This window comes from Flavobacterium sp. (genome assembly GCF_027533505.1).
In the GTDB taxonomy this organism is placed as follows: domain Bacteria; phylum Bacteroidota; class Bacteroidia; order Flavobacteriales; family Flavobacteriaceae; genus Flavobacterium.
The window spans coordinates 1-12,807 of sequence record NZ_JAPZUB010000039.1 but is presented as its reverse complement, the minus strand read 5'-3'; the positions used below and the strand labels follow the sequence as shown (position 1 = coordinate 12,807).

At 42.1% G+C, this 12,807-nt stretch carries 11 protein-coding genes and 1 pseudogene; 2 read left to right on the top strand and 10 right to left on the bottom strand.

Going from position 1 to position 12,807, the window contains the following annotated elements:
* Positions 1 to 168 precede the first annotated feature (168 nt).
* From O9316_RS09220 to O9316_RS09180, 9 genes are all read right to left on the bottom strand, one after another.
* On the bottom strand, positions 169 to 687 hold the full coding sequence (locus O9316_RS09220; RefSeq protein ID WP_288041009.1) for a DinB family protein: 519 nt from the start codon (positions 685 to 687) through the stop codon (positions 169 to 171).
* Positions 688 to 719: 32 nt separating this feature from the next.
* Positions 720 to 1,832 (bottom strand): aspartate kinase, encoded by a 1,113-nt coding sequence (locus tag O9316_RS09215; RefSeq protein ID WP_288041011.1) that lies wholly within the window; start codon positions 1,830 to 1,832, stop codon positions 720 to 722.
* Complete coding sequence (locus tag O9316_RS09210; RefSeq protein WP_298205544.1) at positions 1,819 to 2,817, bottom strand: alpha/beta fold hydrolase; 999 nt, start codon at positions 2,815 to 2,817, stop codon at positions 1,819 to 1,821. Before O9316_RS09210 ends, O9316_RS09215 begins: the two co-directional genes overlap by 14 nt.
* 235 nt (positions 2,818 to 3,052) lie before the next feature.
* Complete coding sequence (locus O9316_RS09205; RefSeq protein WP_288041015.1) at positions 3,053 to 4,345, bottom strand: PLP-dependent transferase; 1,293 nt, start codon at positions 4,343 to 4,345, stop codon at positions 3,053 to 3,055.
* Positions 4,346 to 4,995: 650 nt separating this feature from the next.
* On the bottom strand, positions 4,996 to 7,557 hold the full coding sequence (locus tag O9316_RS09200) for a phosphoenolpyruvate carboxylase (protein ID WP_298205543.1): 2,562 nt from the start codon (positions 7,555 to 7,557) through the stop codon (positions 4,996 to 4,998).
* A 78-nt stretch (positions 7,558 to 7,635) separates the two neighbouring features.
* Entirely contained in the window at positions 7,636 to 8,115 is a 480-nt protein-coding gene (locus O9316_RS09195) for a winged helix-turn-helix transcriptional regulator (protein ID WP_073362417.1), read from the bottom strand.
* A gap of 76 nt (positions 8,116 to 8,191) precedes the next feature.
* Complete coding sequence (locus O9316_RS09190) at positions 8,192 to 9,337, bottom strand: M14 metallopeptidase family protein (RefSeq protein WP_298205542.1); 1,146 nt, start codon at positions 9,335 to 9,337, stop codon at positions 8,192 to 8,194.
* Between the two features lie 93 nt (positions 9,338 to 9,430).
* Positions 9,431 to 10,432, bottom strand: a complete 1,002-nt coding sequence (locus tag O9316_RS09185; protein ID WP_298205541.1) for a hypothetical protein — start codon at positions 10,430 to 10,432, stop codon at positions 9,431 to 9,433.
* 57 nt (positions 10,433 to 10,489) lie between these two features.
* The gene (locus tag O9316_RS09180; protein ID WP_298205540.1) at positions 10,490 to 11,044 is read right to left on the bottom strand and encodes a 1-acyl-sn-glycerol-3-phosphate acyltransferase; all 555 of its coding nucleotides are present in this window, start codon (positions 11,042 to 11,044) and stop codon (positions 10,490 to 10,492) included.
* A gap of 51 nt (positions 11,045 to 11,095) precedes the next feature.
* Here O9316_RS09180 and O9316_RS09175 point away from each other — a divergent pair, with 51 nt between their 5' ends.
* Together O9316_RS09175 and O9316_RS09170 are read left to right on the top strand one after the other, a co-directional pair.
* Positions 11,096 to 11,758: a spermidine synthase gene (locus O9316_RS09175; protein WP_298205539.1), complete on the top strand. Its 663-nt coding sequence runs from the start codon at positions 11,096 to 11,098 to the stop codon at positions 11,756 to 11,758.
* Positions 11,758 to 12,465, top strand: a complete 708-nt coding sequence (locus O9316_RS09170; protein ID WP_298205538.1) for a potassium channel family protein — start codon at positions 11,758 to 11,760, stop codon at positions 12,463 to 12,465. The genes O9316_RS09175 and O9316_RS09170 overlap by 1 nt, the downstream gene beginning before the upstream one ends.
* A gap of 65 nt (positions 12,466 to 12,530) precedes the next feature.
* Here O9316_RS09170 and O9316_RS09165 read toward each other — a convergent pair.
* Positions 12,531 to 12,620, bottom strand: a pseudogene (locus O9316_RS09165) (3-deoxy-manno-octulosonate cytidylyltransferase); the annotation flags it as partial.
* Between the last annotated feature and the right edge of the window lie 187 nt (positions 12,621 to 12,807).

Genomic DNA, 12,807 nt, shown 5'->3' with positions numbered 1-12,807 from the left:
TATGCGCTAAAATCAATCATAAATGAAAGTCAAAGTCCGCTAAAGAAAACCGTGTTGTTAATAGCTACATCATTCTCCGCATGGTATGAATTTAAAAACATAATAAATTTACCGTATATTAATTAGACCATAGCCTTTAAAATTTAAAATAATATAATTTATAATAACCTAAAGGTAGCGTTGTTGAAACACTTTATGGTGGTGGTTTTGATGCCCAATGATGATAAACCCGAGAGCACGAACCGTAATAGGATGTTTGGACGCCATTCCTTTACGTTCGAAATATTCTGGCTTAAACGATTTAAACATATAAATCGTAGCATGGCGTAATGTCGAAAATTCTGTAAGTAAATCTTGAATACTTCGTTCATTGCCATTAGACGCAGCTACATAGTCGTTTTCATCAAATCCAGGTAAAGGCGTTTGATCATGGCGAGCAATCCGCATGGCACGATACGCAAATACCCGTTCCGCATCAATAATATGTTGAATGATTTCTTTGATCGTCCATTTCCCTTCGGCATAACGATAATCAAATTTATCCATCGGAATTTCACGTACAAAGTGAATAAAACGATGTAAGGCAATCTCCAACTCTTCAACCAGTGAGTACTGTGGATCTACTTGTGCCAAATAGGGTGCATAAAAATCACCATATTCGCCTGCTTGTACTTGTTCAATACGCATATTTTATTTCTTTTCCTCAAAGATAACAAACTTTAGGCAACCCAATCTTGTAACAGTTGTGCTTTGTATACCAATGTATCTGCAATTCGAATGATATCCGAAAGTACGCCACGAGCCGTCACCGCTTTTCCTGCTCCCGCGCCTTGAATCACTATAGGCTGTTCCCCATACGAAGTGGTGAAAATTTCAATAAGGTTGTCAGCGCCTTTTAACTGACCCAAGGCGGAATTCCGGGGTACCGAAATCAATTTCACTTCCAATGTACCGGATTGCAATTCCCATTCGCCCACATACCGCAACACATGATTTTCGGGTTGGGTAATTTTAGCTATTTGGAAAGGCTTATTCAATACCCGTTGCTGTTGACGGTACGCCTTTAAAGGCAACGTTTCCGGCAATTCTGGCACGAGTAATGACGCTATTTTCACCGATGAAAGTTCGGCGGTCGATCCCAATTCGCGGGCTAAAATCAATAATTTACGGGCGACATCTTTTCCTGACAAATCCTCTCGAGAATCGGGTTCGGTTAGTCCTTGCTGTTCGGCTTCTTTCAATATCGTAGCAAAAGGAATATCTTCTTCCCCAAATCGGTTGAACAAATAACTGAGTGTTCCCGAAAACACACCGCGTATTTTAGTGACCTGGTCTCCGGCCTCATACAAATCCCGAATGGTATTTACCACGGGCAAACCAGCACCCACATTGGTTTCGTATAAAAACTTACGATCAAAACGTTTTAAGTTCACTCGCAGTTCTTTATAAAAATCATAGTGTAACGTATTGGCTTTTTTATTGGCGGCTACGATATGAAAACCCGCCTGAACTAGCGGAATATAATTTTTAATAATAGCCTCACTCGCGGTAGCGTCAACGGCAATCAGGTTATCCAATTCGAGTTCTTTCACATATTCGATGATATCTTCAATGCGAAACGGTATGGCGGATTGAGCAAAATTGGCTTCCCATTGGTTTTTCACGCCTTCTTTTTCAAAGAATGCCAAAGTAGAATTGGTAATAATGGGGAAACGGAGTTCGATATTTTTTTGTTGTAAAAAGAAATCCTGCGCTTGAAGTACCTGATTGATCAAAGTGCTTCCTACATTTCCGATTCCAAAAAGTACGATATTGATTCTAAGCGTTGGCATAATTGCGTTGGTTTTGGGTAGTAAATACCGGTTTTAAAAGTGTTATTAATTGTTCAAATTCGATTAAAAAAGCATCATGTCCATGAATGGATTGGATTTCATGGTAATAGATCTCGGGATGCGCAGATGCTAATTCCATGACGGTTTTCCGATTTTCACGGGCTGTAAAAAATAAGTCGGTATCAACACTCACAATATGAATCGTTGCTTCGATGGAGGCGACTACTTCTTCGAGCGAACCCCTGTTGCGGGTAATATCATTGGTTTTTAATAAATGATTCATCAATTTATAGGCAGAGAGTCGGAATCGATTTTTCAACTGAACACCATGATAGGTGAGCCAATTCTCGACTGCAAATTCGCCATTAGGGAATTGTTGCCGATTGAATCGCGCGTTGATGGATTGCGGCGTTCGGTACAACAACATGGCGTGTTGGCGCGCATCTTCAATGGGTTGCACGGAATTGTTTAGAATTTGCTCTTGGACTTGGACATTGGCCAATACCCAATCGGTCGCTTTCCAGTCGGTTGCAATGGGAATCAAATGTTGAACTGCATGCGGCTGCAATACTGCCATTTCCCAAGCGATGGCACCTCCTAAACTTCCTCCAATAAGTGCAAAAATCTGTTCAACCTTTACTTCCTGCAATCCTTGCCAAAACATTCGGGCGATATCGCGTACCGTATAATCATGGTAATTTGAAATTAAATTCCCTAAAATTCCGTCATAGCCGTTGCCTGGAATATTAAACGCGATAACGGTATACGTATCCAAATCGATAAGTTTTCCGTATCCGATGAGTTCGTTCCACCACCCTTTTTCCCCGGTTACCGTGGAGTTGCCGGTGAGTGCATGATTGACTACAACTACGGGTGCCGCACCGAGGATTTGTCCAAAGGTTTCGAAGTACAAGGGCAAAAAAGGAGTGGTTTTTCCATTTTCCAAAAGAAATTGATGGAGTTCTATTTTGGCTAATTTTTTCATGATGACTGTATTGTTAAATCGATGTATGTTGTCAGCAATTATCGTTTTTTAGAAGTACATAGCCCTAGCCCCGACCTACCAAAGGCGGGCAGGTAGCGCCGATATCCACGTTGCGCTAGCGTAGTGACCGACCTAACGGTTGGCAGGTAAAGGCGAAAGCGGGAATAGCTCCAAAAAAACGGTGGAAACCTCCCCGAATGTGGCGCATCCGGGGGTTCCACAAACAAACAAAAACCTAGACTGTTTTTTCAACGGGCAATGCCGCGAAAACGGTAGCCAAATCCGCTTTTAAATCGTCGATAGCCTCGAGGCCAACCGAAAGGCGAATGAGGTCGGGTGTCACTCCCGTGCTCTCTTGTTGCTCAGGTGTTAATTGTTGGTGTGTCGTACTTGCCGGGTGAATAATCAAGGATTTCGTATCACCGATGTTGGCCAGTAAAGAGAATAGTTTAGACTCATTGGCCACTTTTTTCGCAGCCTCGTATCCACCCTTGAGTCCGAACGTGACTATACCACTCTGTCCTTGCGGCAGGTATTTTTGCGCTAAATCATAATATTTCGAGGTTTTCAATCCGGGATAGTTGACCCAGGCTACGGCTTCTTGTTCGCTCAACCACTCGGCCAACACGAGGGCATTCTGACTGTGTTTGAGGATACGGACTTCGAGTGTTTCCAATCCTTGTAGCGTTTGAAAAGCATTAAACGGACTCAGTGCAGCGCCAAAATCGCGCAAGCCTTCGATACGCACTTTGGCAATAAAGGCAGCGGCTCCGAGGGCTTCATAATACTTCAACCCGTGGTACCCCGCGGCAGGTTCGGTAAACTCCGGAAACTTTCCATTGCTCCAATCAAAAGTGCCGGCATCAATGATTACGCCACCGAGGGATGTTCCGTTACCGGTGATGTATTTGGTCAGCGAGTGAATCACAATATTGGCGCCGTATTGGATGGGATTGAGTAAATACGGTGAGGCAACAGTATTATCCACGATAAAAGGAACTTTAAACGCTTTCGCTTGTTGGGCAATGGCTTCCAAATCCAAGACATCGAGTTTTGGGTTACCGAGACTTTCTGCAAAGAATACCCGTGTGTTTTCTTGGGCGGCTTGGGTGAAATTAGTAGGATCAGACGGATCCACAAAGGTGGTGGTAATTCCCAAACGGGGCAAGGTTACATTAAGCAAATTGTAGGTTCCGCCATAAAGGCTATTAGAGGCAACGATATGATCACCGGCTTTTAATAACACTAGCAAAGCGGTGGCCAATGCGGCGGTTCCTGAGGCCGTCACTACAGCACCGATACCGCCCTCGAGTTGGGCCAAACGTTGTTCCAACACATCGTTGGTGGGGTTGTTCAGACGGGTATAAATGTAACCCGATTCACTTAAACTGAACAGATTGGCTGCATGATCGACATTGTTAAACACATAGGATGTGGTTTGGTAAATCGGCACAGCACGGGTTCCTGAAGTTTGGTTTACATCATGTCCGGCATGAAGGGCTTGGGTGGCAAATTTTGTTGTACTCATGATTTTTAGATTTTAGAATTTAGATTTTAGAATTTAGTGATTAGTGATTAGTGACTGGTGATTAGTGATTAGTGATTAGTGATTAGTGACTGGTGATTAGTTATTGAACTTTAGACTTTAGACTTTTGTCTTTCGACTCAAAAAAAAGGCCCTTTTGATTTGTAACCAAAAGGACCTGAACACAATATAGACATAACGTAAGGATCACCTTTGGCAACAAAGCATAGTACAACAACACATCATCATGTGCATTAAACGGCGGTGGTTGTTATGTTTTGCTGTGGTGGACATTGCGTAAAGTTTCAGGTTTCAGGTTTCAGGTTTCAGGTTTCAGGTTTAAAGTTTCAGGTTTAAAGTTTCAAGTTGGGAAATAGAAAAAGCCTCTGCGGTGGCAGAGGCTTTGGGTATACTTGAATGTTTTAATTTCTTTTTCAAGTTATGCCAAACAGGTCCTCTGCGGGAAAATTTCCCACATCATACAACACATTTGACACATTAATTTTTTCATTGATCGTTGATTTTTATTTTTCGTTTTTCAACACTGCAAACTTCAAAAGGTTTTTTGGAATACACAAGGGATTTTAAAAACTTTAACAAAAAATATTTTTTAATGCGTTAATTACCAACATCTTAAATTTATAAAAAATTATTTAAGCCGAGTTACGACTGGCATTGGTATTACCAAACAGCGACCGAATAACTAATTTTTCATAGGTATCTAACCAAGCGGCATCCCCTTTTCCTTGCTTGATTTGTTGAATTTGCATTAAAGCAAATTGCTGAATGACCAACAAGGGTAAAACAATCGCTTCCCGCATTTTGATGGAAGCAATTCCTTCGGGATAATTTTCCATTAGCTCGTGATGACCGGCAATTTTTAAAAGCAATTTTTTGGTCAATAAAAACTCCTCATGAATGCTTTCCCAAAACGAACCAAATTCTGGATCATGTTGTAAATATTGTGTTAAAGGGAAAAAAGATTTCGCTAATGCCATCATACTGTTTTCCAACAATGTACGGAAAAATAAAGAATGTTGATACAAGGCTTGTACTTCTCCCCAACGGCCTACTTTGTCAAAGGCATCTAACGCAGTTCCTACCCCAAAAAAACCGGGTACATTTTGCTTCATCTGACTCCATGATCCCACAAAAGGGATCGCTCGTAAATCGGCAAAATCCAATTGATCGGCCGCTTTTCGTTTGGCGGGTCGACTCCCAATATTGGTTTTTGCATAATAATTCAACGTGCTGCGGTGCTCCAAATACGGAATAAACTGCGGATGGTTTTTGAAGCTAAGGTATTTTTCATAGCCCACTTGTGCTAATTCATCGATGATCGCTTGATCCGCGACCGTTAAATCATTTTCTTTTTTGGCAAACAACCCGTTGGATATCCCTGCGCTTACCAAATTTTCTAAATTAAAACGGCACGAATCTGGGGTTCCAAAATTGGAGCTAATGGTTTGCCCTTGTACCGTCAATTGAATTTCTTTATGTTCGATTCCCGACCCCAGAGAAGCATAAAACTTGTGGGTTTTTCCACCCCCTCGTGCCGGCGGTCCTCCGCGACCGTCAAAAAAAACAACTTCAATTCCGTATTTGCGTGACATGGCCGTAATGGCTTCTTTGGCTTTAAAAATAGACCAATTAGCCATCAAATACCCCCCGTCTTTGGTCCCATCGGAGAATCCTAACATAACCGTTTGCGTTTTGCTACGGCGTTCCAAATGTTCACGGTATTCTGGATGTTGATACAACTGCTCCATAATGGCAGCCGCTTGCTGTAAATCGTCAACCGATTCAAACAAAGGGACAATATCAACCGAAGGATTCTCCCAACCTACCCAACGGAACATGGCAAGGGTTTCCAGCACATTCAACGCCGACTCATTATTGCTGATAATATATCGATTGCAACCTAATTCACCATTTTGATTTTGAATAGTTTGCATTACCTCTATTGAAGCCAAAGTTTGCATGACAATTGGACTTTCAAAAGCTGACGACTCTACTTTTCCTTGCACAGCTGGGAGTTGGTTGATTTTCGATTTTTCGTCCCCCTCCAAATAGGATGGTTGCCCTAAATAACGTACCACTGCGGCGACCACTTGATTGTGAATAGCACTGTTTTGGCGAATGTCAAGGGTGGCAAAATGAAATCCAAAGGTGTGTACTTTACACAACAGTTCTTGTACTTCATCTACATAAAGCGCCTGATGTTTATCGATCAACAATGCTTTAATGACCTGCAAATCAGCTATCAGCTCAGACAACCCGATATACAACTCCCCTTGCGAATAGAAAACCGAACGGTACAACTGGTGTTCGATTTTGGCGACTATTACATCCACCTCTGTAAAGGTCAATTTGCGTTTCAACTTTCGGATATCGGTATAATAACATTTGAGAATAGAAGTACGTAATCGTTGTGCAACTTGCCCTGTGATTTCGGGGGTAACAAAAGGATTCCCATCGCGATCTCCCCCCTGCCAAAATCCAAGCTGAATGACAGGTTGCCCTTGGAAATCGGAGGTATTGGAGGTCGAATTCAGGTGTTGCAAAATTAATCCTGTAGTGTTGTAAAAAACATTTTCTAAATACCATATCAAACTTACGGCTTCATCATAAGGCGTGGGCTTTTCTTTTTTAATAAAACGAGTCTTTCCCAATTGCGCTAATAACTGTTTAATTTGGTGTAAATCGTTGTTTCGAAGGGCTTCGGTCAAATCGGTAATAATACCCAACACAGCCCCGGGGTAAAACTGCGTAGGGTGAGCCGTCAATACCGTACGAACGCGAAAACGTTGCAAAAATTCCTGGAGATGTTGTTGCCGCTCGGCCGTATCACACCGCTCTTTAATTTCACGTAGCGACCCTGTTCCTTCGAGATTATTTAGGGAGGCGAAAGCGGCGTCTTCAATGGCATCAAAAAGAACGATTTGCCGTTCCACATATTGAATAAATCGAAACAACAACGGAACCACGGTTTCGGCATCGGAACGCTCCAAATACTTGGTCGCAAAGGCAGTCACAATAGCCTGGGGAGTCATCTGTTGTTGCAACCCTTTGGCGCAAGCCTCATTAAACAATGGCAATAAGGCCCCGGTATTATCAATAGCATCAAAAGGCAAGGTGATAAAAACACTGTTATACAAATGGTATTTGGACCAAACCTGTTGGTGAAATTGCTCAGATTGCGGTGACGTGTACATAGCTTTTGCGATAAATTATATAAAAAAAACCCCAAGTATAGCTTGAGGTTTTCATGAAATCAAATAACGTGTTACAGCTTAAATATCTTTAAAGATGGTATGCATTAAGCGTTTTTTATCGTTAATACTTTCTTCCAAGGAAATCATGGTTTCTGTACGGTACACTCCTTCGATATCGTCAATCATAAAAATGACGTCTTTGGCATGCTTGGTGTCGCGGGCACGAATTTTACAGAAAATATTAAACTTTCCGGTTGTTACATGCGCCACCGTAACAAAGGGAATTTCATTAATACGCTCCAATACAAATTTGGTTTGCGAAGTATTGTTCAAAAATACCCCTACATAAGCGATAAAGGAATAGCCCAATTTTTCATAATCCAAAGTAAGTGAAGAGCCCATAATAATACCGGCATCCTCCATTTTCTTTACCCGAACGTGAACCGTTCCCGCAGAAATCAACAATTTCTTGGCGATATCCGTAAAAGGAACACGGGTATTATCAATTAACATGTCGAGAATTTGATGATCCACTTCATCCAAACGAAACTTACTCATAGCAGCGTGTTTATAATGTTTATTTATTACGATTGCAAATTAATACATTTAATTCATCAAAAACGAAAAAACAATGTTATATTTTTATACCATTAACAAAATTTATCGTTTTTCCTAAACAAAAATCCGCTTTTTCATCAATTTTCGGAATATCCTCTCGCCCATCCGTATACGGCATTTTGTGCGCGTTATACGTATAATGTCCCCGCTTTCCTTCTAGATCGCCTACCGCACTAATATAGGCATTCAGGTGGATTTTCCCGTCAATGAATTCTTCACGGTATTGCGCCGCAAAATTCGTAATTATTTCCTTACCATCATAATTTATTTTAATATTTTTATAAATAAAATCATAAAAAACGGTATTATTTTGAGGAATTTGTAAATAAAGGTCAATTTTGTTGCTAACTACATCGTTTTCGTAAACATACTGCAATCCGGAAAGTAAAGCAATAAAAATCATTTTACGCGTAAATTCTCGATGATAATCGTTAGGATAATGTCCGGCTTCAAAAAGAATTGTAGGTACGCCACGATGGGTAAAATAGTCGCCTATACAATTCAAATTAAACGCATCGTCAAAACGGCCCACTTGATTGGGGATATGACGCTGTAATTCGTTGTTCATCGCTACAATAATTTGCATGGCTCGGGTGCGCACGGCATTCACCGATCGTGCTTCATCATAGGCAGGGGCCAAAAAGGAAACCGTAGCAGGTAATCCGCTATCGCCTGCTCCAAAAATAGTCCGCTGGTCGTGTAAGTTATAGGCTAAATCGGGTTGAAAAGCTTCAAAAACCTCCCGAAGAAAGCGACTTTCGGGCTGGGTAAGCGCCACCGCATCGCGATTCAAATCCACCCCATTGGCATTCACCCGGGTGTAGACTTCTGCCCCATCGGGATTCACCATAGGCAATATGCAAAAATGAAAATGCCTGCACAAGCGTTTTGCCTCGGGTTCATCACTGCCTAAAAAAGCGATGAAATCAAACAAAGCTTTGGTCGTAGTGCTCTCGTTCCCATGCATTTGCGACCATAGCAACACTTTGCGTGCCCCAGTTCCAATTTCTAATTGATACAACGGTCTTTGGTTGACAGACGCTCCGGAAACTTCCATCTTCAGTTGTAAACCTTGGGCAACGCGCTCGACCAATGCTAAAGGGATATAACGACCAAACAACGTATGCTGTTTGTAGATATGAAATAAATTGAGGTAATCCATAGCGGTAATTATACCCACAAAGATACCAAAAAAAAGCCCCGTGCCAGCGGCGACGGGAGCTTTCCTTCACTGTCAAATGAAACAAAAAACAAACTATTTACGATGTACGTATACGCTGCTTATGCCGGGTTCTAGGCGTGCCGCTGCAGGCGCTGTATCGGCTGTAGTAGTAGGTAATGCGAAGGTGAGCAAACGACCGCCCATATTGGCGCGCTCCGCCACATAAATACGTTGGCTAACCGCATCATACGCCACATCTACAGGGTTGCCAAGGGTAGATAGGGGGCCGTAGACACGAACTTGATTTGTCAAGGCTATGGTTCCGCCGTTGGGCGTTGCATTGATTACTGAACTAAAATTATTGATCACAATCAAACCGCCGTCACTGTCGGAAGCAGCAGCACCCACATCGGTCAAGACCATACGATCGTCGGATTTGGCATAGGCAATGCCGTGTGTGCGAACCAATCCGGCAATGGTCACGCGCTTGGTTGGCATTATCGACCCCGAAGGTAAATTGAAGAAGTTTTCAAAAACCAAAAGATCCCCTGTCAAATCGGCCACCGCATACAAAGTCGTCCCTTCCATAGCGATTCCCCATGTTTTAAAATTAACCGTGTAGGCATTACGTAAACTCAACGAGGACCCCGAGCGTTGGTACACAAGCAGCTTATTGGTGTTGGCGTTGCTAGGACTCTGGTCTTGGGTCACGACGATTTTGTCGCCTGCAACGGCTACCTCTCGTGCATTGGTAAACTCAGAAGCCGAGGCTAACGCTAGGGAAAGTGAGGTGGCATTGGTGCTTACCGCATTTTGAACGCCACCGTAGATTTCCAGTTTGTTTTGGGAACGCGAAGCCACCAAAATCTCATCACGAGCGCTGTCGTAATACACTCCATCGGTATCAAGCGATCCTATGGTAAACGAAATCGGATTGGGGGTATTGGCTAATAAATCGGTATAACTTACTTTGCCAGAAGTATTACTGGAGGTGACCAACCGTAACTCGGGAGTGGCGGCTGGTGCCGTTGAATCGTTGTCACTGCAAGCGTAAAAAGCACTAACGAAGGCCAACAAAAGAACTTTGTTTTTCATAAATTATAAGGTTTGAAGTTGTTTTCCCTTATGTACGAAAAACGAAAAAATTTGGTTTTATAAACCTGAAAATTGTCGTTCAGGGTAGCGTCCTTGAACTCCTTTATAAAAAGCGAGAAACGTTGGCAGGTCAGTCTCAACCGCCCCTGTGGGATAAAAAGGTGCCCCTATGCGAACCTCTTTTTTTCCAAAATCAAACGCTACAGGGATGATGGGAACTTGGGCTTTGTGCGCAATAAAATAAAACCCAGTGCGCAAGGTATCGACGCGTTTACGGGTTCCTTCGGGAGCGATTCCCAAACGAAACACTTCCCGTGCATTGAAGATATCCACAATGGCATCCACGAGGTTTTTCCCACCACTTCGGTCCAAAGGCGCCCCGCCAATGGCTCTGAAATAATACCCAAAGGGAAAGACAAACAACTCTTTTTTGCCCACAAAATTCATTTTTTGATTCACAATTCCCCGCACCAAGAGTCCGATGAAAAAGTCAAAATTACACGTATGCGGCATCACGGCAATAACGCATTTGGAAATTGCCGGGTCAAAAGAACCCACCAAACGCCAGCGCATCAGTCGAAAAAAAATAAATTCGTACAGTCGTTTTCGCATCCCATTAATTTGGTGTAAATTTAGAACATAATACGGACTAAACCTAACCCAATGCTGGCCAAATACCTAAGCTATTTATTTCCGATTCCTGTTGTCAAACGCAAATCAACCTTGAGTAAAAGTTTGGAAGTAACGTGGAACAACGGACAATTGGTTTTAGATAGTGCACAAACCAACTATTCCTTTGGTAGCTTACAGCGCATTTTACGCAAAGGGCTGAAATACATTGGCTTTGAACGTATTCGCAACTTTCAAGAAGTACTGGTTTTGGGCGTAGCGGGAGGCAGTGTCATTGCAACGCTAGTGGAAGAAATTCGATTTCAAGGGAAGGTAACGGGGGTCGAACTCGATGCCGAGGTGCTACAAGTCGCCAAAGACTATTTTCAAATCGATCGCTTTGCGCAATTGGAACTCATTGTTGAAGATGCCTTTTCGTTTATCTTACGCTCACAAAATCAGTACGATTTAATCATCATTGATATTTTTCAAGACACCCAAATGCCCGCTTTTCTTTTTGAAGATTTTTTTATGCACCATATCAACAAATGCTTGCGCGTGAACGGCTTTATTTTGTTTAATACGATGGTCCTAACGCCCGAAGACGCCCAACGGAATGTACGCTACCGTCAAAAGTTCTCCGAAAACTACTCCGTACGCATGTACCCCAAAGTCGAGGAGCATAACGAATTGTTTACCATTAAAAAATTAGCGTGATGAGCTTTGTCAAAAAACTATTTGTCGGCAAATTCACCTACCGCGATCGTCCCAAATTCAATCCGATTCAGCGGCGAATTTTAAACATCCGTGCCATTTGGAACAACGACCACCAATACGACAATGGAATTGAAAAAATAGTGCGCCTTTTTCTGTCTTCCTCACAATTATTGTTCCCCGGGGTTTATATCAAATACCTGGCGTGTAAAATAGGCCATGAATACCAAGATTTGGCCATGGATGTGTATGTGTTAGCCAAAATGGCACTTCCCTGGACGATTTTAATCTACGGATGGCAACACCATCAAATCCTGTTAATCGCGATGATTTACATGCTCTTGGAAACCGTCTTTTACATTCCCACGCTCATTTTTGCCTCCGATTTATTCGTACGACCCCGTTCTTACAAACGCTCGATGCTGCTTTTGTTTTTTAACTATATCGAAATTGTAGTTTCGTTTGGGGTGCTCTATACGTTGGGCGATACCATGAACAAACCCTTTCCACACTGGTTTGATGCCGTCTATTTCAGTTTGGTTAGTGCCAACTCCATTGGGTTTGGAGATTACTATCCCATTACCACCTATGGAAAAATCTTAGTGAGCATTCAAGCCATGTTCTTTTTGTCATTTGTCTTGCTTTTTCTGAATTTCTTTTCCACCAAAGTGAAAAGCAAAGGGTATTTTGACAATGAAGAAAGTGAGTAAAAAGGCAACGCACAGCTCCTTTATTGCTGTATAAGTTGGTTGTTTTGAAAAAAATGGAGTCGTAATCACTGCTGCGCAAACAACGCCCGCGCCTTTTCTAAATCCTCAGGGGTATCGATGCCAATCCCTACATGGGTGGTTTCGACCATTTTGATGCAATTTTACTTCTAATACAAGTGTAATAAGATTTTCAATATTTAATTTAAATAGTCATCCCTTAAAAAACAAATAACTGTCTGATTGTTATTTTATTACAATAAAATTTAGCTAGAAATAGATGATAATTATTGCCAAAAATGGTATATTTGAGTATAAAATAGTGGCAATATGTTAGGCAAAATA